18 protein-coding genes are annotated in these 24,315 nt (G+C 34.9%); 2 read left to right on the top strand and 16 right to left on the bottom strand.

Features of this window, described 5'->3' with window-relative positions; all coding sequences use genetic code 11:
* Positions 1–11 precede the first annotated feature (11 nt).
* The 6 genes from DXC51_RS20230 to DXC51_RS20205 all read right to left on the bottom strand — a co-directional run bounded on the left by DXC51_RS20230 (position 12) and on the right by DXC51_RS20205 (position 7,067).
* Complete coding sequence (locus DXC51_RS20230) at positions 12–1,385, bottom strand: MBOAT family O-acyltransferase (protein ID WP_243003240.1); 1,374 nt, start codon at positions 1,383–1,385, stop codon at positions 12–14.
* 231 nt (positions 1,386–1,616) lie between these two features.
* A complete protein-coding gene (locus DXC51_RS20225) occupies positions 1,617–1,862 on the bottom strand; it encodes an acyl carrier protein (RefSeq protein ID WP_117545255.1) in 246 nt (81 codons plus the stop codon).
* A gap of 28 nt (positions 1,863–1,890) precedes the next feature.
* Positions 1,891–3,687: an HAD-IIIC family phosphatase gene (locus DXC51_RS20220; RefSeq protein ID WP_117545254.1), complete on the bottom strand. Its 1,797-nt coding sequence runs from the start codon at positions 3,685–3,687 to the stop codon at positions 1,891–1,893.
* An 88-nt stretch (positions 3,688–3,775) separates the two neighbouring features.
* Complete coding sequence (locus DXC51_RS20215; protein ID WP_117545253.1) at positions 3,776–5,140, bottom strand: DUF3329 domain-containing protein; 1,365 nt, start codon at positions 5,138–5,140, stop codon at positions 3,776–3,778.
* Positions 5,140–6,054 (bottom strand): ChbG/HpnK family deacetylase, encoded by a 915-nt coding sequence (locus tag DXC51_RS20210; RefSeq protein ID WP_117545252.1) that lies wholly within the window; start codon positions 6,052–6,054, stop codon positions 5,140–5,142. Before DXC51_RS20210 ends, DXC51_RS20215 begins: the two co-directional genes overlap by 1 nt.
* A complete protein-coding gene (locus DXC51_RS20205; RefSeq protein ID WP_044914623.1) occupies positions 6,051–7,067 on the bottom strand; it encodes a glycosyltransferase family 2 protein in 1,017 nt (338 codons plus the stop codon). The genes DXC51_RS20210 and DXC51_RS20205 overlap by 4 nt, the downstream gene beginning before the upstream one ends.
* A gap of 180 nt (positions 7,068–7,247) precedes the next feature.
* Between DXC51_RS20205 and DXC51_RS20200 the strand changes: the two genes are divergently transcribed.
* On the top strand, positions 7,248–8,708 hold the full coding sequence (locus DXC51_RS20200; protein ID WP_025488539.1) for an ArnT family glycosyltransferase: 1,461 nt from the start codon (positions 7,248–7,250) through the stop codon (positions 8,706–8,708).
* A 60-nt stretch (positions 8,709–8,768) separates the two neighbouring features.
* Here the strand turns inward: DXC51_RS20200 and DXC51_RS20195 are convergent, their stop codons facing one another.
* Entirely contained in the window at positions 8,769–9,794 is a 1,026-nt protein-coding gene (locus DXC51_RS20195) for an NAD-dependent epimerase (protein ID WP_025488538.1), read from the bottom strand.
* Between the two features lie 4 nt (positions 9,795–9,798).
* Entirely contained in the window at positions 9,799–11,112 is a 1,314-nt protein-coding gene (locus tag DXC51_RS20190) for a UDP-glucose dehydrogenase family protein (RefSeq protein WP_021636893.1), read from the bottom strand.
* A 184-nt stretch (positions 11,113–11,296) separates the two neighbouring features.
* Here DXC51_RS20190 and DXC51_RS20185 point away from each other — a divergent pair, with 184 nt between their 5' ends.
* Positions 11,297–12,892, top strand: a complete 1,596-nt coding sequence (locus DXC51_RS20185; protein ID WP_117545251.1) for a hypothetical protein — start codon at positions 11,297–11,299, stop codon at positions 12,890–12,892.
* A gap of 152 nt (positions 12,893–13,044) precedes the next feature.
* Here the strand turns inward: DXC51_RS20185 and DXC51_RS20180 are convergent, their stop codons facing one another.
* The 8 genes from DXC51_RS20180 to DXC51_RS30780 form a co-directional block, all read right to left on the bottom strand.
* Entirely contained in the window at positions 13,045–14,547 is a 1,503-nt protein-coding gene (locus DXC51_RS20180) for a DUF6056 family protein (protein ID WP_025488535.1), read from the bottom strand.
* Positions 14,548–14,603: 56 nt separating this feature from the next.
* Positions 14,604–16,073 carry a hypothetical protein gene (locus DXC51_RS20175; RefSeq protein WP_025488534.1) on the bottom strand — a complete coding sequence of 490 codons (1,470 nt, stop codon included), beginning with the start codon at positions 16,071–16,073 and terminating at the stop codon, positions 14,604–14,606.
* 21 nt (positions 16,074–16,094) lie between these two features.
* Positions 16,095–17,360 (bottom strand): MBOAT family O-acyltransferase, encoded by a 1,266-nt coding sequence (locus DXC51_RS20170; RefSeq protein ID WP_330413858.1) that lies wholly within the window; start codon positions 17,358–17,360, stop codon positions 16,095–16,097.
* 512 nt (positions 17,361–17,872) lie between these two features.
* Positions 17,873–19,729 carry a putative glycosyltransferase family protein gene (locus DXC51_RS20165; RefSeq protein ID WP_147332383.1) on the bottom strand — a complete coding sequence of 619 codons (1,857 nt, stop codon included), beginning with the start codon at positions 19,727–19,729 and terminating at the stop codon, positions 17,873–17,875.
* A gap of 85 nt (positions 19,730–19,814) precedes the next feature.
* Positions 19,815–20,132 (bottom strand): hypothetical protein, encoded by a 318-nt coding sequence (locus DXC51_RS20160; protein ID WP_117545250.1) that lies wholly within the window; start codon positions 20,130–20,132, stop codon positions 19,815–19,817.
* Positions 20,133–20,156: 24 nt separating this feature from the next.
* The gene (locus DXC51_RS20155; RefSeq protein ID WP_025488530.1) at positions 20,157–21,788 is read right to left on the bottom strand and encodes a DUF6311 domain-containing protein; all 1,632 of its coding nucleotides are present in this window, start codon (positions 21,786–21,788) and stop codon (positions 20,157–20,159) included.
* A gap of 1 nt (position 21,789) precedes the next feature.
* Positions 21,790–23,367: a hypothetical protein gene (locus DXC51_RS20150; RefSeq protein ID WP_147331846.1), complete on the bottom strand. Its 1,578-nt coding sequence runs from the start codon at positions 23,365–23,367 to the stop codon at positions 21,790–21,792.
* Between the two features lie 12 nt (positions 23,368–23,379).
* Complete coding sequence (locus tag DXC51_RS30780) at positions 23,380–24,264, bottom strand: acyltransferase (RefSeq protein WP_408608869.1); 885 nt, start codon at positions 24,262–24,264, stop codon at positions 23,380–23,382.
* Positions 24,265–24,315 lie beyond the last annotated feature (51 nt).

Below are 24,315 nucleotides of genomic sequence, written 5' to 3'. Positions count from 1 at the left end.
CCTAACCAATTCTAGAACCCCTGGTAAATAAATTCCGCCGTGCTAAAGCCCGGCCCATAATATCCCAGCAAAATCACATAGAATAGCAATGCATACCAGATGAGCCATCGGACAGGCATCGCTTTTTCCCTAATCCGTTCCCTCACATCGCCCTTACGCTGCATTAACGATACACCAAACAGAATCAGCAGGGATACGACCGCAATCGTAAACTCTATCCAGTCCAATCCCAATTCAAAAATCTGCCCTCCGATTAAAATCCCCGGATTAAACACAGTCGCAGCTGATTTCAGCATTTTCCATGCATCTCCCACGCTGGATGCCCTGAAAAACACAAACCCAATATTTACAAGGAAAAAAGTTCTGACAATCCGTAAAATATCCACTGCACGAGCTTTAGGATTAATGTGCAGTTTTTCCATACATTTTAAATACCAGGGTTCAAGCAATTCGCCGCTGACAATATAAAACCAGTGCAGCAGACCGGAACCAATAATATATTTCCAGTCCCCACCATGCCAAATACCTACTGAAAACCACAAAAGAAACATACCAGCAAATGTTGTTATCTGCTTTCCTCTCTTTTTCCCAAGCTTCTTTCTCATATCCTTACTCAGTCTGGTAAAAAAAGAAGAACGCAGCAATGGATAAAAAACATATTCTTTCATCCACACACCCAACGAAATATGCCATCTGCGCCAATACTCAGATATGTTCTTAGAAAAAAACGGCCTTCTGAAATTTTCCGGCAGCTTCAGTCCGAAGGTCTGGGCCAATCCTAATACAATATCCATACCACCGGAAAAATTCGTATATAGCTGAAATGCAAAAGCTACTGTTCCTAACCAGATATATACCCCGGGATATGCCTCGTAATTACCATAAATCGTATTAACAATCAGCGCCATCCTCTCAGATATCACCAGTTCCTTAAAAAAACCCCAAAGCATCCGCTGCATACCTTGCGTTACTTGTTTATAATCAAACGGATGCGGTTCAAAGAACTGTTCCCCATCCTCTCTGTAACGTAAAATAGGGCCTGACACCATCACAGGAAAAAACATCCCGTACAAAGCCAGCTTGGCTGGATTTTTCTGCGGCACAGCAATTCCAAAATAAACATCTACAACATATCCTATTAACGAAAGCGCATAATAGGATATGCCTAAAGGTACGAGCCAGTTAAAACCGGAAAGAATATCTTTCCCGGCGCCAAAGAAAGAAGCAGCGGCATTAATCGTATGAATACCAAAATTAATATATTTCAGAAAAAATAACGCCGCCACATTTGCAAAGATCACAAAAAGAAGCGCCGCTTTACGCCGCTTCGCCGCATCCTTCCCTCGTTCCTTCAGCAGGGCCTCTTCTTCCTGTGCTTTCGTCATCCAATAAATTCCGGCAAAGCTTACCGCCACAGCCAGAAGCGGATAAAGTATCAGGATCGCGTTTCCGGAACAAAGATAATAAAAAATGCTGGCTATAAGGAGAACTCCCCACTGCCACCTTTTGGGGAGAACATAATACAAAATTAAAACTATCCCATAAAATACAAGAAAGTAAAAGGATGTTATACCCAAAATTTAGTTCCTTTCCGGATTATTTCTCTTCTGTTCCGCTCAGTCATTTAACTGGCTTATTATAATATCTGCCATCTCTCCCACATTTTTCATAGACACTACCTGTCCCATATTAAATTTTACACCAAATTCCTGCTCCACTGCTGCTAAAAGATTAATATGCTCCAGGGAATCCCAGTCTTCAATATCATTTGATGTAGTGTTTTCTGTAACACTAATGTTTTCATCATCGAAAACATCCCTGAATACTTCATTTAAAGTTTCAAAAACTGCTTCTCTTGTCATTTTTTCCTCCATCCCACCGTATAACGGCCTATTCATTTTCCATAATTTTTATATATTTATTTTTATTCTCGTAGTCCTTTGCTATTTCAAACCTCCAGACCGTGTTTCCTTCTGTACTACTTATCTGTTCGAATCCCTGAAGGCCATAAAACTCTTTTACCATCCCATTCTTAGATGTAGGATAATAATAACCATAGACAGTAGTTATACCTCTTTTTTTGCATTCTCCAACCAAACAGTCCATCATGGCGAACTCCATATCACGTTTCAGAACCCTGCAGCTCATCAGCCAAAGATCAATATGAAGCGCTTTTACCGGCCCTTCTTCCTCATGGCCGATGATAACTGAGACCACGCCATTATCGCCGAATTTATCTTCCAGCTTGCCATACAGGGTAACATACTCCTTCTTTTGGGCAAGCAGCTCAATTTCCGCCTGTGAATACCGTCTGGTCGTCAGGTTAAACTGATTGCTCTTATTCGTTAACTGGGCAATTCGGGCCATATAAAGGGCTTCAAAGGGCCTTATAACCGCACGCATTCCCAAAGAAGTCAGATATTCACCATAATCGGTGAAGGACGCCTGCTGCTTTGTCCGCAATGCGTTAGCCTTATACATTTCATTCCGCTTCCGGTCATCCTCCGAAAGCTGTGTGACTTCAAAATATCCATTATGGTCAAGAACCCTGATATACTGTTCCGGAGTTCCAATTTCGGGAACCGCGGCACCCTGTGCATTTTCCCGGACAATTTCCCGCTCTGCCGGATTATCATCCGCAAACACAAGACTATCCGGCAATATGTTAAGCTCGTGAGCAATCGCCAGCATATTTTCACTCTTAGGCTCCCAATTCGCTTTAATGATAATAAAATCATCCGGGTTAACCAATCCGTCAGGATGGTTCAGGCCAGCAAGCGCATTTTCTTCCTCATTTTTAGAATTTACATTCAGCATAACGCCTATATCTTTCAGAGATTTAACATATCCCTGAAATTCCGCATATACCTGTCCCATCGAGGTTTCCGGTCCGATTTCCAGATTTTCCACCCCGTCATCTCCCACAATACCTCCCCATAAAGTATTATCAAGATCAAGCACCAGTGATTTCTTATTTTTACCATAAATAGACTTGATAATATTAGCAATATTGTGTGTAAGCCAGGGTACCGCCTTCAGGCACAGCGCATACTTATACATGTGCCAGTAAAAAGTATCCGCCCATTCATCCAGGCCGTAAACCGCTGACTGGTAATTAATGTCATTAATGTAAAAATTACTGTTTTCTCTGGCATATGCGGCAAATTTTTCATTCAAACGGTTGACAAAAAAGGTCCTGCCTCCAGAATTTACACAATCCTGATTTCCCAACAACCTGTAAAACGGGTACTCCATATTATTCTGAATAATAGGACAACTCCAGTTTTCCCTGATTTTTTCCCACATACTGCGGAAGTGTTCATATTGGTGCTCCAGCAGCTCTTCTATCATTTCCGGTGTATCCGTTACGGAAGGCCATGTGGAAATATTTCTGTTACTTGTATGGACATAAACTATATCCGGCCGAAAGGCATTAAGGGCTTCATTTCCAAATACAGCATCTTCCCAGTATTGCCCGTATTCCGATTCATAAAAAGAAGGCTCTATCCCCTGATTAAGAAGAAACAATTCCAATATGCGAATGACGTCATGGGTGGTACTGCCTCCCAAAACCGCAATATTTTTCTTAATACGGCGGCTTCCGTCGGATAACAGCTGTCTTTTCAGGCTTTTGGATTTCTTTAAAATGAATTCACTGTCAAATGGATATTCCAGTTCTTTTAACATTGGCCGCTCCCGTTTTCTTATACATGAATTAGGACAAGCATTGCTTCCACGCTTGTCCTATATTACCATATTTTATGCAATCCCGCAATTAATATTCCGTCCAGTCTTCCCTGGGGACACCGGAGACACTGTCAAATCCATAATATGTGGCATATGCATTATTCAGCCAATACTCCGGACTTTCTTTGATATCCGAATTATAACCATCACTGTATTTTGTCTCAAAATCAGGCCTGAGCATAGGTACCGTAACCTCCTGCACACCATTTGCCGCCTGTTCGGTAAGATACACATCCCGTTCATGATATTCCCTGTAAATTCTGGCAAGATTCGCCCCGCTTTCCATGTAAGTAAAAAACATTATCAGGCACATCACCGAAATTATCCCTGCCTTCAGACAGTGGAAAACAGCCTCCCCTTCATCTACGTGTACATAAAACTGAACTACAGCTATTATCAAAAAAATCCCTGCACCGAAATATGCTCTCGGCATGGGTTCAGGCGTCAGTATCAAAGCATAACAGGTAGCCAAAAAAGTAATTCCCCATAGGAAACCATCCCGGCAATCACTCCACAATACTTTTATATTTTGTTTCTGGTATTTAACAATGATAACCAGCAGCATGCCAATAATAAGCAATACCAAAAAATTATTCCTGACTGCTAAAGTTACTTTCTGGAACCGGGATACCAGTGCAAAAAGTCCGGTATGCTCTTCTTCCTGAGCCAGGGCACGGACCGCATTTCCCGGTGCCAGAATCATAAACAAAAATCCGATTGCCTGCCCTGCAATTCCGGCAGTCATCCACCATTTTTTCTTTTTGCTTCCTTTATTATTGTAAAAATAGAATCCGGTAAGCAGGAATGACATAAGAATTCCGCCACCGGAGGTATTCTCATTACACCAACCTGCTGCAATACCGGAAACAAATAGCAATACCACCCATATTATTTTGTGTTTTATAAAATCCACACGTTTAAGACAAAACCTGTATAATGTCAAAAAAGCAAGGATAATTGTCGAGCCCCACAAATAATTGCATGCCCCTGTTTCCCACAACACAGTCTGTCTGAAAACCACCCCAAACATCCATATCAACAGATTGATCAGAAGATAAACTGAAACATCATTCTTTTTTCTGCGCTCAATATTTAAATAAATTAATAGCGTAAGGCCTACGAAAACAAATGAATTAAAGAAATTAAATATTATTTTATCGCCAAGAAGAAAACATCTGAGAATAAGATGGCTTACTGAACGGCCCGACCATGTCATATACTGATGGTATTCCTGCTGAACCAGTCCTGCAAAACTTCCCGCTGACTGGGCTTCCTTTGCATAAAACAGATCGTCCGACATCATTGGTGTAAGCATATTAAAAATAAAGATTAAAACAGCTGATATAATAACTGTCATGATAAACAGTTTCTGCTGGTTTTTTTTCGATTTCATTACTTCTCCTCAGTCCTCATTGACATAACCGCATTCTTTTCAATCCACCTGCCATCTGAAAGATAAAATTGTTTTGCACCTTCACTTACAAATTCTTCCCCTGCTTCCTCTTCCAGCAGGCTTCCAGGATGAAACAATATTTCAAGGCAGCGTCCCTTGTCCTCCGCTTTTTTCTTCATATATGGCAGTAAAATCCCTATCCTGTCCCTGTCCATATGTCCACTCATCAGAACTCCCCAAAGAAACATCGGTGAATTTTCTGACTGCCAGGAAGGCCTGTTCTTCTTGATTGTTCTTTCCATTCCCAGTGCATAAAAATTCAGCAAAAGATTTTTAATCCAGTTTATTGGTCTGTAGCTTTTCCATAAGGAAACCTGCCTTAAATAAGGCATTATTGGTTCTTTGGTAATCCTGATATACGCTGTCCTGTAGTGTTGTTCTACTATAACCTCCAACAATGCCCAATAGCATAGTGGAATCATCTGTGTATGCTGGTGGCCGTCAAACCTGAGAGGCAAATCCTCACCAAACTTCTCTCTGAACCGCTCCGTCTGCGCCTTAATCTCTGCTTTTAACTCCTTTTTGATTGTCATGAACTTTTTAGGGGAATAATTCCAATGAAATAGATCCCACCAGGTAATATTAAAATATCCCTGTCCGTCCACCAAATGCTTTACTTCTTCCGGATCAGCCGCACAATGCCCTTCCATAAAATTAAGATGTACCGCCAAAAGCGGTTGGCAGGGCCATTCTGCCTTTCCCTTCTGATATTTTTCCGCATACGCATCGTAACAGCTCATATTCGTCAGAACACTGATACTGTTTAATTTACCAGCCCTCAGGCATTGTAGTATATCCTCCGATGTATTGGGGGACAGGGCATAATCATCCGCGTGAATATCTATTTTACTCACTCCGTGTCTACCTCTTCTTTTTCTTCCTGTTTATTCGTTTCCGCTTCTTTCCATATAATGGATTCAATTATATAGCGGGGACGCGCTTTGGTTTCAAGGTATATTTTCCCAATATATTCACCAACAATACCCAGTGAGAAAATTGTCAGTCCTCCCATCAGCAGCGATACCACCAAAGATGTCGTGTACCCGGGTACGTTTCTTCCTGAGAACCAGTCAACAATACAATAAATAATCATGGCAAAACTGAACAGGCTGACCAGAAACCCCAGAACAGTTATTATCTGTATCGGCCTGGTGCTCATGGACGTAATCCCATTTGTTGCAAGCGTCATCATTTTTCTCAATGTATATTTGGACTGGCCTGCCTCTCGTTTTTTTACATCAAAATACACTACATCTGACTGGAAGCCCATGGTAGGGATCAATCCCCTTAAAAACAGATTTACCTCCCGGTATTCTGCAAGCGCATCCAATGCACGTTTTGACAAAAGGCGATAATCCGCATGGTTGCTCATCACATTGCATCCCAGCAAATGCATAAATTTGTAAAACATGTTTGCGCTGAGCTTTTTAAACAACCCATCCGTATCACGATCATTTCTTACCCCATACACGATCTCACAGCCTTCCTGATAGCACTTTACAAATTTATCCAGCGCTTCTATGTCCTGCTGCAAGTCGGCATCTATGGTAACCACCATGTCAGCATGCTCCCGGGCGGCCATCATTCCCGCTAAAATTGCACTTTGATGACCATAGTTCCTTGAAAAACAAAGGCCGGAAAAAATGCTGTCACAGCGGCATAAATCACTAATAATTTTCCAGGTTTTATCACTGCTGCCGTCATTCACAAAAATAATTTTACTTTTTACAGATATAATATTCTGTATAGTCATTCGTCTCAGTTTATCCCGCATTACCTCGGCAGTGTGCGGAAGCACTTCTTCTTCGTTATAACAAGGTACCACCAAATACAAAATACCGCCGGCCCTTTTATTTTCCATTTTCATAATATCCTATCCTATTGATAAAGTACATTTTAACTAAATAATCATATCATCTGAGGTTTTATGCGTCAAGCAAGGGTAAGCACATAATCTGCTTTTCTGGGTACTCCAATATGGACATTTTAACTGCAATCACCTATAATTAGAAAAGTATAATAAAAGAATCCATTTTGGAGGAAATAAATGTCAAGAAAAAGTTTACTGCAGTTTACAAAAAAATATTTTGTTTATTTCATTTATCTTGGTCTTGCCCTGATAACTGCCTATCTATGCTTTTCCCGTCTGGATGTAGCTTCTCTTCAGCACTGGGATGAAGCACGGCATGGGGTTAACGGTTATGAAATGTACAAGAATCATAATTATATTGTAAATACCTATAATTATGAAAATGATTACTTTAATTTAAAACCGCCACTTAGTTACTGGGGAATCATTTTGGGCTTTAAGCTGTTCGGTGTTTCCATTTTCTCTATGCGCTTTTATTCAGCCCTGTCTCTGCTTTTAACATTCCTTGTGGTAGGATATTACATGCACAGACATTATGGTAAGATTGCCGCTGTCTCCAGCATGCTGTTTTTCATCAGCTGTTCCGATTTGTTCTACCGGCATGCCGGAAGAAATGCTGATGCTGATGCCCTATATATCCTTTTATTCACGCTGGCACTGTTATTTATGCTGCAGGTGCAGAAACATCAGAATTATATCTATCTATGCGGCTTCCTTTTTTCACTTGCCTTCCTTGCCAAAAGCTGGCATGCGTTGGTTCTTCTCGCAATTGGAGGACTTTTTCTTATTTTTTCCGGATTGTGGAAGAAGCTGCATATTAAGAATTATATCCTTTTTCTGCTCAGTGCATTCGGCCCTCTTCTTTTATGGGCTTTTGTAAGATATCAGTATGACGGAATGAACTTTTTGGGGCAGATGTTTGGAGTTGATGTCACACAACGAATTGCAGGATCCGCAGATGCGAACCCCTCTTATACCTTTTTCACACGCTATCTGCTGGGATATCGTCCTATTGTTGTTATTACCGTAATTGCGGCATGCATTTTTTTATTTATGTTATTTAAGAAGAAAATCAGTTACAGCAATAACATACTGGCTTTTTTACTGTGGATTTTTATTCCGCTTTTTGTATATGACTTTTCACATGTATATTATTACTGGTACATTTTTCCCGTTTATATTCCGTTGCTCATGCTTGCCGGTATTCTTATCCAGAAATTATATCAATATCTTGAAAATAAAAAAGGGCTGTTCTGTGCAATAATGCTTATTCCTTTACTCATCGTAGGCGTTGAATGCCGCAGCACTTTAAACGAACTGGATAATCTGGAGATTTCCGGTTTTCAAAACGATATAAAGGCTGCAATGGAACAAAATCCTCAGCTGTATCAGATGGATATTTATGTGGAGAAAACAGATAATGAGTATAAAGACAGTTATTATTGGGAACAGGCAGGTTTGCTTGCCGCCGAATTGAGCGGTGATTTATACTGCAAGGAAGGCGGCGTCGATGCTTTTTCAGAAGTTGAAGGCGATGCTTTAATTATAGTAGATCCTGAAATATATAAAGAAAATCAGCAGCAATTAGGCAACCTGGAAATTGTATATCAAAATGAGTATCTTCTTCTGAAAAAATAATACACTTAAGAAAGCGGGTATATTAATGCTGCAGCCGCAGCTAATATACCCGTTTCTTTATTACCTATGCGTCCATTTCCTATACCAGTCTGCAAAATTCCCCAACCCCTCTTCGATACTTGTGGAAGGTTTATAATCAAAGTCCTTTACCAGTTCTGAAACATCCGCAAATGTCTGATATACATCTCCGGGCTGCATTGGATAGAATTCCTTCTTCGCTTCTCTTCCAAGCGCTTTTTCCAATGTCTGAATAAATTCCATTAATTTCTCCGGTTTATTATTTCCAATATTATAGATTTTATAACGATCCCCATCCTCATTAGGCACCGGCGGATTATTGAGCATCCGCATCACACCTTCTACAATATCATCTATATATGTGAAGTCCCTGTACATATCACCCTGATTAAATATCTTAATTGCTTTTCCAGCCATAATCTTATCGGAGAACCCAAAATAGGCCATGTCAGGTCGTCCGAAAGGGCCATAAACCGTAAAAAAACGCAAGCCGGTAGCCGGAACATTATATAAATGGCTGTAAGTGTATGCCATAAGCTCGTCACTTTTTTTGGTTGCCGCATATAAGCTGACCGGACGGTCTACCGGATCTTCCGTTGAAAATGGAGTCTTTTTTTGATTTCCATATACTGACGAAGAGGAAGCGAACAGTAAATGCTCCACAGGATGCTTTCCTTCATCATAGGAATGCCTGCACGCTTCTAGAATATTATAAAAGCCAATAATATTGCTCTCAATATAAGAGTCAGGATTATCAATTGAATAACGTACTCCGGCCTGAGCCGCAAGGTTAACTACAATATCCGGCTGGAAAGAGGAAAACACACCTGATACCACCGCCTTATCTGCTATACTGCCAAGTATAAAATGAAAAGCAGGATTTTTTTTCAAAATTTCCAGCCTGCTTTCTTTCAGCCGGACATCGTAATAATTATTAAGATTGTCCAGTCCAATAACACAGCAGCCCTCATTCAGCAATCGTTTGGAAAGGTGGAAACCTATAAATCCTGCTGCACCAGTTATTAAAACCTTTTTAGAATTATCAAATGTTTTGTAATCCGTTCTCACTTTTTCACCTTCCTATACTATAATATTCTACTCCGGACTCCCGCATATCCGACGGGCTGTAAATATTCCTTCCATCGTATACCAGAGGTGTCTGCATCCGCTGCTTATATTCAGCCGCTTTCAATTCTTTTATTTCTTTCCATTCCGTAAATATAAAGCAAATGTTTGCGCCTTCCAGAGCAGCTTCAGGAGAAGACACATAAGTTATTTGTCCAAGCCCATTAGTTCCCTCGGGAAATTTTTTCTTACTATTCCCCTCAGCTACCGGATCGTATGCATAAATATTGGCCCCCTGCTCTAATAGAAGTTGAATGTTATCCACCGACGGCGCTTCCCGCAAATCATCAGTTCCAGGTTTAAAAGCCAACCCTAAAACCGCGACCTTCAGGTTCTGGAAGGTTATCATTCTGTCACATGCCTTGTAAAACAATCTGGTCTTCTGCTGCGCATTAACATCCACGGCCGCTTCAATCGTTTTCAAGGAATACCCATGCTGTCTCGCGATGAATTTTAATGCTTTGGTATCCTTAGGAAAGCAGCTTCCCCCATAACCAATTCCGGCCTTAAGAAAATTAGCGCCGATTCGCTCGTCATAACTCATTCCTTTTGCAATATCTTCTATATTGGCTCCCACCAATTCACAGAGATTTGCAATCTCATTCATATAGGATATTTTCAGGGCTAAGAAATCATTGCAGGCATATTTAATCATCTCCGCAGAACGTCTGCTCACAGAAACTACAGGTAATTGAAAGGGTTCATATATTTTCTGCAGCATTTCCTCCGCATGTCTGCTCTCCGTCCCTATAACAATGCGCGCCGCATGCAGCGTATCATGGACAGCGGAGCCCTGTGCCAAAAACTCCGGATTGGATGCCACTTCAATTTTTACTTCTTTATGAACTAAAAAGTCATGGATAAATTGTTCTACCTTATCATTTGTACCTACAGGAACCGTGGATTTTACTACTACCAGACAATCTCTTTCCACATTCTCCGCTATTTGCCTGGAAACTGTAGCAATGTAGCTAAGATTTGCGGAGCCGTCTGGCTGTTCCGGTGTACCAACGCCGATAAATATTGCATCAGGATCTTTATATGCTTTTTGGAAATCCGTTGTATAATGCAACCGACCCGCGGCATAATTTTTACGCATTAATTCTTCCAGATCTTTTTCGTAAATGGGAGATATTCCTTTCTCCATCAGCTCTACTTTTCTTTTATCCGTATCCACACACGTAACATTATGCCCTTTTTCAGCAAAGCAAACACCCGCAACCAAACCTACATATCCTGTACCAGCTACTACTATTTTCATCTTTTCACCCCGCTTAACTTTTATACTAAACTGTATCTATTTTAACATACCAAAACAAAATAAGAAACCTTACAATTATTAACGTCTTATAATATCAGAAACGCGCGACGAAAAACTGGACGCGATATAGTTTATTGATTATAATATTAATTGTTATTCAAACAAATATACTGGAGAAAAATCTATGAACAGAAAATCTTATAAAACCTTTTTCCTCTGTCTGCTCACAATTTGCTATACTTTAATATTATGTGTTGTCTATATACATTTTGGCCATACGAAAATTGGCTATGATGGAGATGAAGTATTTTCGTACATGTCCTCTAATTCGGAGGTCAACTATAAGGAGCTTACTGCATTGCAGGATAATTCCTGGTATCCTTCTGAATATTTCCACGATGCTTTATCTGTTAAGGAAGGGTACCGGTTCCATTACGAAATTCCAGTAAGAAATCAGGCCACAGATGTGCACCCGCCTTTTTATTATATCCTTTTGCATACTATATGTTCATTTTTTCCTGGACAGTTTTCCATGTGGTATGGCATAGCGCTTAATATAATATTGACCCTCCTTTCATTATTCGTTCTCTTTTTACTGCTTCGATTATTTATAGGTGGCAGCTTTTTACCATTAACCATATGTTTTATATTCGGTATGACATATGGGGTTATTAATAATGTCCTTTTTATTAGAATGTATGTTCTTCTTATGCTTTTGGTAACGTTACAATATTATCTTCATTTACGTATGTTCCTTGCACTCAAGCTTACTACTGATAAATTCAAATTTGGGCAGCTTATACTTTTAGCTCTCGTTACTATACTTGGCACGCTCTCTCAATATTATTTTCTTATTTTTCTTTTTTGGCTTGCCGCATTTTTTTGCCTTATTCTATTCATCCAGAAGAAGTGGACAGCTTTATTTCAATATATCTTAACAATATTGATATCAGGTATCTGCAGCGTTATTATGTATCCAACAATGATTAAACATATTTTTTCGGGATATCGGGGAGAAGAAGCCGCGCATAAGCTTGTAAGCATTCAGGGGACTTTCGGCGATATACGTGAAATGTTTTCTATAATGAGTCGTCAGTTAGCCAACAGGCATCTTGGCCAGATTCTGGTTATAATGCTTTTTTGGGCACTTCTTTTGCTATTGCTTAAAAAACTGACGGTAAAAAATATTGCTTATACGTTAATTTTATCATTACCAGCAATACTTTACTTCTTAACTGTAACAAAAATATCTCCTTATGTGATAGATCGTTATATTACCCCTGTGTATGGAATTATATTTGGATTAACTGCTGCTGGGATCGTAATGCTAACAAAGATAACGCTGTCTAATGTACGAACAGTTTCTATAAATTATTTTATTGCAGCATTGATTTTATGTATTGGAGCCTTTTTTTCCATACATCATATGACCGGTAATGTCGAACAATCAAGATATTGGTTTTCTGATAGAAATCAAGCAATCAAAGAGTATACTAGTGAGAATAATTTCTGTATTTATATAAGTGCAGATGAATATCATTGGAAGATTTGGAGTGAATTTCCCTCTTTTCTGGAGTATGAGAAAATTTATTATATTGATGGGCTTCTCTGGAATTCTGTATCAGATAAAACAATATCTGATTACAATAAAATTCTTGTCTATATCGAAGATGGCGTGGATATAGAAAAAGCCAAGTCCTATATCCAAAGGAAACTCGGATATAGGACTTGGGAATTATTATTTGAATCTGCTTATGCTGAGGGATATATTGTCAGTTAGACACACTATTACCTCAGTAGAGTGGATTCTGATACATTATCCTGACAATATGAACTAATATGTAACATATTTTCCAGCATCATTATCGAAAAAATTAATATTTTATAATTATATGTTTTATTACTAAAAATTCTCTGTTCACGGCTTGCCCCTTATTCAATCATAACCACTTTGTCTTTTCTATAGAAATCTCTTACCACCTGATTAGTAAATGAATTTTCATCTGGAGTAACCGGCATATGCATCAAGGGTCCTTGCTCAGGATTAATAGGGACAAGATACGCTTCTTTTATAGAATCATCCAACAAAATCTCCATCTGAGAAGCAATCTGCGATTTAAAATCATCTGCCTGTCCACTGTTTACGTATTCGTAAACCCGGTAGTCTACGCTTTCTTTCAGCCATCCTCTGTTGAATATTATCATAAGCATACAAAGAGCTAATAAAGGATACATAATACAAAGCCTATATTTTTTTTCCATAAAATAATCTAATTGTTTTGATTTATTACCATACTTTATTTTTTGAAATATCCAGCCCTCGCAATATAATATAGAAAAAAAACTTGTAATAATAAAAGTAAAATACCTAACCGTGGCCGGCCCTAAGGAAATTTCGATCGAGTCAAATACCTCCGAATAAACCACCGGAGCAAACATTGCACTATATATACCATACATCACTATAACAAAAAGTAAAGGAAATGGATAACTAAATTGACTTTTCTTATTCATCTTTCCCATTGCTTCCCAGCCAAATAGAGCAACGACTGACATAATAATAAAAATCAATGTTTTTTCCTGAAAATAAGAACCTATTGAAACAGCTCCACGTTTTAATGACTCAAAAATAGTAAAAAGAACCAAAGATGGGCTAAAGCCAAAACTTTCTCCCCCCCTTACAAAATTTCCCGGTGCTTTACACTGAATAATAAAGCCAACTGCCCAAACTATAAACGGAAGTATCAGCAGCAAACTTCTTTTTTTCTCCTTAATTTTTATGCCAATAATTCCGACAAAAACAAGCACCATAAACAACAGCAGACCAGTAAAATAACTACTTCCGCCTATAACAAACGCACATATAGTAGTTGAAACCAGCCAACCATGTTTCCCGGTTCTCATAAATTTAAAAATAAAAGCAATTCCAAGCAACCCTACAGCATAAGAAAGCATATAATGAATCGCCCCTACATACCAATACATCCCTATCGCAGTACTGGGAATATACTGATAACTTGCCAAGAGAAGCAAAAAAGTAAAAATCAGGCAATCAGCCCGTTGAAATTTCATTAAATTAACGCATAACTCATACATAAAAACCAAAGTGGCGAAAATTACCGCTGCTGTTACTATGTAAGGGACAACCCAAAATGAATAGGGAACAAAAACCTCCGGCATTAATGAAAACAAAAAAACAGTAAACCAGTTACCATTCCAACTAGTATAATACTTCTCTACAGTATTTATAGCCGCTTTTAATACCTCTATTAACGAATGGGTTTCCAGCCAAGCCGCATGTGTCAATACACTATAGCCATAATCATCACCGCTTGGACGGGCATATCCTGCTAGATACCAGATAGGCAGCATACTGACTATAAAAATTAATATTATTATGACTGCCTCCACATTTTTATTCCCTTTTTTTATCATAACTACTCCTCTTCTGCATTATATAAATTTCTTGATTTATAAATTATATCTACCACTCAACTATCGCTAAACTCTTTATGAATCATTTCCGTCCCCAAATATACATCATCCCCTGCTGCATCAATTACTTGATTTATAGCTTCATCATAAATGACAATATTAACCCCATTATCCACTAAACGATAATCTACACTATTAATCAAAAGCTTAACGACTTCATTACCCTCTTCTTGTTCATTTAAACTTGACTCAAGATGTATTTCCCCATCCTGCACAGGCAGACATTGACTATAATTCTGTCCCTCTAGCCTTAATACAATTTTTCCATCTTTGAATATCCAGATTCCTCCTGATTCATAGTCTTCTCTTGAAATCCCTAATTGTAAAAGCCGTTCAAAATATACATCTCCTAATGCTCCATAATTTCCTGTCAAAGCTAAAATAACTGTCTTATTCTTTCCCAGTTCTGATACTAGCTGCAAATATTCGTTAATATCTGCAGCTAGTACAAACTCATGCTGCAATTTCTTATTTTCGAGGTATAAAGAATTTTGTATCCATAATTCATACCCCTCTTCCTCCCGTCGATCAGGCAATTTATATTGTGACTTTAAGTATTCTGCCAAATAAGAGGTCACCTTTACAGCCCCACTATTATTCACATGGCTCACATCCCTAAAATCTTCTTTAAAATTCAACCCAATTTCATCATAAAGATGATTAAAATTAATAAACGGAACATTATTATTTTTCGCATATTCTTCTATAGCATTAAAATTCATTTGCTCTTCGCTATTAATACAATAAGGTGCAGCAATAAATATTAATGGAACATTTTTCTCCGCTGCTAGTTCTACTATTTGTTCTAACCACTTCATTCTGTCTGGATGTATTTTTAAAATTTCCTTATTATTCTCCGCAACAGGTCTTTCACACTCAATTGTTTCGAAACTACCTCTATAACCTCTCATAAAAGGCATGGGATCTTCGAAATCCTCTTTTGTCAGTTCCATATATCTGGAATGTACAACAGGCAGCTTAGATAAAACCTGATTTCTCCACTCAGAATCTCTATTCATATTTTTGGTAAAATAATTAGTAAATTTCCACAGTTTTCCCGAATAGTGCATTCCTAAAGAATTCCTATAAACATCCGCATCTGAATTATTAATATCTCCGCCAGTAGCTCCGTACACCTCTACCACCAATACCTTTGGTTTCCTGTTACTTAATACTTCCTCAATGAAAAAATATGTACTATCAATACCTTGCGAACCTGCTGAAAGAGTATAACCAGCAATTCCATAATTATCCCACAGGTAACCCTGATCTATCGTACAATGTGCATGACTATTTCCAAAAAAATACACATCAGTAATATCTCCTTTAATTTGATAATAACGCTGCCAGCCACCGCCGCCACCCATATCTTTATAATTTAAAACTGATAGCATCTTGTTCCCTAAAATTAGGACTATACCCAAAAACAATAAAATTTTTACTGAATATATCCATCTTTTCTTCATAAAATCATCCTTCCAGTTAAATCAAAATTGGAAATATATAAATTGTGCTGAATCAAAACCAGGGCCATAATACCCAAATATTATACATATAAAGAAAAGAGAAATAAGTACCCCCCACCGAAAAACAATCCATTGTCTATCCAAAAATACCGAGATATCCTCTCCTTTCTTATATCGTACCAGATCAACCAAAAAAAGAATAACACTTCCCATTAACAAAATATGAATCTGCTGTACACCAAGTCCCATTTTATATAAACTCTGGTCAAAAAAAGACCACCAATCACGATAACGAAACATCCTTTCAATATAATGAAATGCCTGATGAACAGAATCCGCCCTGAAAAAAATCCAAGCAATATCTACTAAAGAAAACGTAATAAACACTTTAAATAGTTTATACCCAAAAGAAGTCGTTTTTGTCTTACATATCACATTTATCTTATTCACCAATGGAGCAATCTCTTTTTCTGCTATTTGATATAGTCCATGCAGTAATCCCCAAACTACATAACTCCAGTCCGCGCCATGCCATAGACCACTTACTCCAAAAGTAATAATAATGTTTCTATAATGTTTCCATTTGCTGCATCGACTTCCACCAAGAGGAATATATAAATAATCCCTAAACCATGTACTTAATGAAATATGCCATCTTCTCCAAAACTCGACAACACTTCTTGCAAAATACGGCGTATTAAAATTTTCCATCAGTTTAAATCCCAATACTTTAGCTGCACCTATTGCAATCATCGAATAACCCGCAAAGTCACAATATATCTGAACTGCAAATGCTACAGCTCCCATTGACAATCCAGCCATTTGATATTGTTCATAATTTGTAAATACATTATCAACCAAAACCGCCGCCCTATCGGCGATGACGACTTTTACAAAGAAACCCCAAAGCATTATCGTTAATCCGGATGTGATTCTTCTATAATCCCAAAGCTTGTGTCCTGCTTCTTCACGTATCTGATTTAATAAATTACCCGTTCTTTCAATCGGCCCTGCAACTAATTGCGGAAAAAATGATACAAACAATGCATACTTTAATACATTTTTTTCACTTTTTACCTTTCCTCGATAAACATCCATCGTATACCCTAGCGCCTGAAAAATGTAGAAGGAAATTCCAACTGGGAGGAGTATATCAAATGATGGAATCTTGCTAAAATGAATCTTGTTTAATAACGTATTAAGTGTATCAATAAAAAAACCCGTATACTTAAAATATATTAACGTTCCGATATTAATTATAAAACTTGAGGCCAGGATTAATTTCATTAATCTCTTACGCCTCTCTAAACCTATATTTATGTTCTGGGACATCCTTTCCAGCAAATATCCGCACATATATGTAATTATTGTTGATATAATAAGCAGTACAACATACTCAGGATTCCAACACATATAAAAATAATAGCTCGTTAATAAAAGCCAAATATGACGCCACTTACATGGAAAAACAAAATATATTAGAACCACTATCGGAAAAAAGATTAGAAAATTTATAGAATTAAATAGCATAATTTCCCTTACCTCATAATATATGCCAAATTACGTGTCCTACCTTTTACAACTAATTGTATCTTATATATTCTAAGTATGAAAAACATAATTTATATAAACTTATTGCATAAAATTACAATAATTACTCTAACAGAAATCATGGAGGACAATCAGAGTATTTCAGTCAATTTCAATTTTAGTCAGAGCTGATATATGTTATTATATCAGCATTCCGACTTTAGTATACACTATGTTTGTTGTATCGTAAATTATATTTATTTGCATAGTTAAAATATACGTCTACACTTAATAAAGCTAATATAACTTACTATAATCAATAGTGTAAATACAGATATGAATTCTGCCATCCTCCAATACCATTGTTCTTCAAAATATAGATTAATCGTTCCCAAATAATTTGCAGGTATAATAACTCTCATAACATTATTTTTACCATATCCTGTTTCAAATTCCTTCCCTAGGCTAGTATCTACCGCTTTATATCCTTTATAGTAAATAAGTGGAACATCGATAAACCCATTTTCACTATCTGTATTTTCTACATCTACCGTTATTTCGTTGTATTTTTGTGAAAAAGCTTTTATTAATATTTTATTATTAGAGTAACTAAGAGTTTTATTTAATTTTGTAACTTCTGTATCCGTTGGCATATACTCAAATCCATTTTCAGGAAAAGAGGAATATCCTAATGTATCATACACACATACTAAGTCAGAATTTTTTATTACAGTACCTTCAAAATAAACTAACTGACTTAATAAAAGTATACCAAAGAAACAAACTACTTTCTTTAAGTAGTATCTATTATTAGACATAGATTTAACTAATACACAAGTTAACCAAGTCAAAAACAAAGATGCTAAAGTCAGAAAACGCCATGGGAATTGCAAATTAGTTATCAATATACTATATTTTCCCATTTTATCGCATAAAAAATCATACGGGAATACTTTTAAAGTTAATAATAATGATAATAGTGATAAAAAGAAGCAAAGTAATTCTTCTTTATCTATATTGTTAATTATGATTATCTTATATATTACGCAAAATAACGTTAAAACAAATACCCAACCTATTCCGAGAGGCATATCTGACTTATTAAATGTACTAATAAATAACTGTGTAATATTTAATCCAGCTTTTTGTATCCAATATACATTATTAATTGCTCTATTATTATCATTTATAACTAAATTTTCTCCCATAAAATCTAATAATGGTACAAGAAACCATAAATTAATTAATATTGTAATAAAAACAGATTTCAATAATATAAAAAGGGTACATCTTCTAAAAGTTTTTTTTATAAAAATAATACAAATTATTCCTGTAAATAATACTATCATCTCAAAACTCAATATATGAGACTGTAAAACGCCTGTAAATCCAATAACCAAAAAACATATACTTCTTTGTTTTTCTTTTTCACCTATATTTTCTGAATAAACACAGTATAATCCCAACAAAATTAGGGGTAAGAATGCCATTGCAGTATATTCTCCTACAGCGCTTCTAATAAATATATTATTTAATCTATATAATGAAAGGGTATACAGTGCACATCCTAATACTCCTATGAGCTTGTCTTTACTTAACTTCTTGAAACTTATATAAGAAATTATAACAGTCAAAATATTTATCAAAAATAAATATAATTTATATGCTGTATTACTTGGGACTCCTAATATTCTGAACATAGCAGGAATATATAAAAAAAGGTCTCCATAAAATATTCCAACCGCATATCCATTATTATTACACCATGTCGGCTGTATTTTAACAGGAAATGCTCCTGATAATAAACCATCTTTTAATCCTTCTATTCTCATTAAATGAAAATTTAAATCATGTCCCTTGATAACAAATTCTATAAATAATGGTAATGAAGAAAGTAAAACCACACAAAATAACGAGAATACTATTTTAATATTATTCTGATAAAAACTAGAGCTAATAATTAATTTATATTTTAGTGAAAATATACACAATAAATTCACTACAAATAAAACAAATAATAACTTTAATACCTCATACAATTTATTCATTCTAAAAGGAATAATACGTACGTCACGTATTAAAACATAATCATCTATATTTTCAAAAAAATAGCATTTTATTTTCACATTCTGTCTGTTTTTATTAACATATATATTAAATGATATTTCATTTGAATCTTTCTCCAATATTACCGTATCACTAAATAATGTATTATACCCCCCCAGGAATTTCAGCTTTTACACTACTCATTCCATATTTAGTATCATAATTAATAATAACTTTATATATTCCCCTATCAAGCAATATAGATGGAGTCGTTATATATTTTTCTTCCCCCTCAAATGAATCATCTACATAAAATCCATTTTCCACTACTATATTAGAACGACTTAATTCCAAGCTATCTTGAGAAATATTCGTTTCAATATTATTATTAAGTTCAAATATTCCCTTAATACCCAACAAGCTAATTATTACATTAATAATAATCCATATAAAACACTTTTGTTTCTTTGATATTTGTAGCATATCATTCACCTTATATATTCATATTTATTTTTTTGGTATTAGGATATAATATTCTCCTAATTTCTTTGTTGTAACTAAATCACCTATGTTATCAAAAATAAGGTAATATGTATCTTTTTCTTTAGTACAATATATTGTATTAATATCAAAATTAGAGCGATTTACCATAACAGTTTCGTTTTGCTCAAAACTATCACGATTATTTATCCTTAAATTATTCTTTATTCCTTTTTTCCCAAAGAAAACCGCAAGTTCTCTATTTCCTCTATCATCAAACATATAACAACTACTATTTTCTGAAAATAATCTTATCCAACTCTCATCATTTTCAAAACTTGATATATTTTCAAGTCTTTGAGTTGTAAAATACCTATTTTTTTCTATAATTATATTATGTAAATCTAAAAACTGTATCAATACCAGAAAAATAAGAAGATAAAATTTTTTTCTATTACTTACAGTCCATTTTATAATAATATAAAAAACACTTAATAATATAAGATAATATACTGGATAAAATTCGCGCGCACTTGCCCGGAAGATATTAAATATATTCAATAATTTTTGTGGTAACTTATATTCAAAAATTATTTTATCATTTAAAGTAACTACATTTGTGACAGAAAAAACTGTAAAAAATAAACATCCAATTAATAATAAAAAATTGTTCTTAATTCTAAACAAAACTTTATTATAATTTTTCCTTTTAGTTATAGCAAGTACAATAATGCCTGATAAAGCAACTATAATTCCTGCTCCCAAATAATTGAAACCATCATAATTCCCTAATATTTGTGGCAATACAGGGAAAAATATGGACCAACTATCATAACCTTGACTTAATGGATTAATTAATGCATTAAGATTTAAAGAGAAAAAACCATATTTATCTGCGACAGGATTATTACTTCCTAATGCCCCAATTATATATCCCCATGTGCAAGTGCATAATATATTGCCAACAAACCCAAATATTATTTTTATAGTATTTTTTTTGTCCTTTATTATCATCTCTATACAATTTATTATAAATAGTCCATATACCATCGGCAAAAAATACGGATGAATACTTATCGTCAACAAACCTAATAGACAAAATCCAAACCATCTAATTTTATTATCTCTTCTTGATTTTAATAGAAAATAAATTGAAAATAGTATTATCCAATGAGATGCAAGAGCACAATGTCTGAAAGAACGCTCGATAAGAATGGGAGAAAATACAAAAAACAACGTATATATAGTTATAAATAATTTATTATCTGTATACAAACTCAGCAATTTCATGGCGACAATTTCTTGAAGGACAAAACAAACTAAAATATAAATGCCGAAATACTGAAAAGTTTCCGGCAATACCGAAGAAAAAATTTTGCAAATAATAGCTACAATAGGTATTGAATCTGTAAAAGATATTACAGTCCCTCCCTCACCCAAAATTGAAGCTTTAGCAATCGGAAAATCCCAAGGTGAATTTCTATAATTTACCCAGCCAGCATAATGTTGAATAACATCTGATTCCGAAGCATATGTATGATATATCCACCCATCATAGCTCACATCCAATGTAGAATAACCATATAAAACTCCAAATGCCAAAATCCCAATTAAAATTCCTGTAATTATAAAATAATCTATTTTTTTATAGAACTTCATCTTAATTACTCCCCATGCTTTCTTTTCTTTCGTACATTATATTTATAAATTGTTTTATTATAATATAAATGCAAAATTGAACAAAACCAAAGTACCACATAACAAAATTAAGAGATGTATGAATATAAGAATGTCCTTTCCCTAATATAAACCATGATGCAGAAACTAATAAAGAAACAAAATAAAATACAACAAAATTGTTAGTCTTTCTTCTTTTATAAAAATTATAAACGCAAATAAATATTGGCATAAAAGATATTAAGTTAAAAAGGTTACCTGGTATACCTAATATTATATCTGTACTAAAATTACAATATTTAATAACCACAGATACCACAGAAGCTTCAATAGATTCTAAAGCAATATCGTTTAAAGCACTATTTTGTATTCCAATACTAAATGTACGCCTCATGGCATCCTCTTTTATTATCCTTACTAAACCAGTAATTATATCTCCATTTCCCCTAAGTATTGAATGTACCGTTAATGCTAACATAAACCCAACAATTGAAGATATACCCAGGAAAAAAGTGGTTTTTAAAAGAGACAATAACTTTTTCCTATCTTTCTTAAACATTGCCAAAATAATTTCAATAAGAAAAAACTCTATCCCCCCTAACATGACATTTGTAATATATTCGTAACCGCACAAACTCTTCAACATTATTGCAAGTCCTATGAAGATATAACAAACAATTCTTGTTCTTTTCTTGTCAATATTAATAAGGCAATATAATCCAATTAACATTGGCAAGAACCATAAAAACTCTACCCAATACATGCTGGGCGCAAATTTAATAATCCATGGAGAAAGCCAAAATACAACGAAAAAAACAGTTCCCAACAATTGATTATATTTTTGGCTAATTAATAAACATATTCCTATTAGTATTATAGCGAGGAAAATACAATTAGTAATACGTATTATTTTAACTTCATTATTATAATTAAAAATATCTGCAAATATTGAATAAATTTTCCCTTGTAAACCTACTTGACTTACGTATTCTTTAAAAGCTCCACCAGGATAAACATTCCCTTTTTTATCTGTTACTACATAATCTTCAATATTTCCATACATAGATACTTCTAAGAGGTCGTCCCCCTCAACCGTAACTTCCAAATATATTCCGTATTCTCCAACTTCTCCTATTTTATCAGGATATTCTTTAACGCTGGTTATGGTACGGCTTTCTCCGTTAATAAATGTAACTTTATTCCCTACCTGATATTTATTATTGGTATAATCGTTTTGTGGAATCAAAAACGCAGAAGTTTTATTTGAAATACTGTCAGTATATTCGTCATTATTTATTTTTATCATTACTTTGTTATATGTATTCCAGCTGTTTCCCCAATCCCAAACACCACCACTTTCATCATACCAATACCCTAACCCATAGCCTGTCTTATTTTCATTATTTTCAGCCGCTATAAATCCTCCAACGGCCAATGCCTCTGAGTTAGATGAATTAAATTCTCTGAATTCTTCATCGTTTATTTTGTCAAAAGGATTCTTGTAAAAAGTAAACACTAACAACAATATACTAAATATATACATTAAAATCTTTCTTTTCAACTTATATATACCTCACACCAATATTTTATTAAGAATAGGAATCTTATGTAATATGAATATTAAAATAAATGATACTAAAAAAACTAACAAAGTCAATATCAGGATTGAAATCGCAGGATTACAAAAATTTATATTAAACCCAAAGTTAAAATACAGATGTTCAATAATAAATGGATGGATAAGATAAATTCCCAATGAACATTTTGATAATACGACCCAAATGTTATTTAATTTAATATTTTGTAAAGCTTTACGTATCAACAAAAAAACAATAATTCCTTCAGCACACGTAAAACAATTGTAATAACCATAAAGTAAACCGCTGGATTCATTATAAAAAACAGCGTATAATTCATTCACTTTAATAGAAGTTCCAAATAAAACAATCAATAATATCAATAGGCCTCTTAAATTCACATTTCTAAGATTAACCTTGGACAAATAATAACCAAGCATAAAATATCCACATCCCTGACATAAATCCACATTAAATCTATTTATAAAATCTATGACATCATGATTGAGAAAAGGAATAATTATTATAGAACTTTTTATAATACCAAATAAAATAAAAACAGTTATTATGTATTTAAATATTTTCTCATCATTATGTACGATTGTATATAATACTGGAGCAAGTATATAAATAGTTATTATACTAGGAATGAACCACATGTGGTATTTATGGTACCATGATTTTTCAATCAATAGTTTTATATTATTAATGGTTATATTTACTCCTATATCATCTACCGCATAAAAGATTGACCATACTATATATAAAATAAGTAAATGAAATATCTTATTAAGATATAATTTTTTTATAGAAATACTGCTGTTGCTGCCCAAGAAAAGTGCGCCACTAATCATATAAAATAGAGGAACACTATATCTTATTATTCTGAACTTTGCATGAAAGTTACACTAAATCTCTTTTTGGCACCTTCC

This window comes from Eisenbergiella massiliensis (assembly GCF_003435485.1).
The sequence above is the reverse complement of the archived record's forward strand: the minus strand, read 5'-3'. Positions and strand labels throughout refer to the sequence as shown.

Excerpts from the sequence above, each read along its gene's own strand:
- DXC51_RS20230 (WP_243003240.1), bottom strand. The coding sequence starts at position 1,385 with ATGACGAAAGCACAGGAAGAAGAGGCCCTGCTGAAGGAACGAGGGAAG.
- DXC51_RS20225 (WP_117545255.1), bottom strand. The coding sequence starts at position 1,862 with ATGACAAGAGAAGCAGTTTTTGAAACTTTAAATGAAGTATTCAGGGAT.
- DXC51_RS20220 (WP_117545254.1), bottom strand. The coding sequence starts at position 3,687 with ATGTTAAAAGAACTGGAATATCCATTTGACAGTGAATTCATTTTAAAG.
- DXC51_RS20215 (WP_117545253.1), bottom strand. The coding sequence starts at position 5,140 with ATGAAATCGAAAAAAAACCAGCAGAAACTGTTTATCATGACAGTTATT.
- DXC51_RS20205 (WP_044914623.1), bottom strand. The coding sequence starts at position 7,067 with ATGAAAATGGAAAATAAAAGGGCCGGCGGTATTTTGTATTTGGTGGTA.
- DXC51_RS20200 (WP_025488539.1), top strand. The coding sequence starts at position 7,248 with ATGTCAAGAAAAAGTTTACTGCAGTTTACAAAAAAATATTTTGTTTAT.
- DXC51_RS20190 (WP_021636893.1), bottom strand. The coding sequence starts at position 11,112 with ATGAAAATAGTAGTAGCTGGTACAGGATATGTAGGTTTGGTTGCGGGT.
- DXC51_RS20185 (WP_117545251.1), top strand. The coding sequence starts at position 11,297 with ATGAACAGAAAATCTTATAAAACCTTTTTCCTCTGTCTGCTCACAATT.
- DXC51_RS20180 (WP_025488535.1), bottom strand. The coding sequence starts at position 14,547 with ATGATAAAAAAAGGGAATAAAAATGTGGAGGCAGTCATAATAATATTA.
- DXC51_RS20175 (WP_025488534.1), bottom strand. The coding sequence starts at position 16,073 with ATGAAGAAAAGATGGATATATTCAGTAAAAATTTTATTGTTTTTGGGT.
- DXC51_RS20170 (WP_330413858.1), bottom strand. The coding sequence starts at position 17,360 with ATGAAATTAATCCTGGCCTCAAGTTTTATAATTAATATCGGAACGTTA.
- DXC51_RS20160 (WP_117545250.1), bottom strand. The coding sequence starts at position 20,132 with ATGCTACAAATATCAAAGAAACAAAAGTGTTTTATATGGATTATTATT.
- DXC51_RS20155 (WP_025488530.1), bottom strand. The coding sequence starts at position 21,788 with ATGAAGTTCTATAAAAAAATAGATTATTTTATAATTACAGGAATTTTA.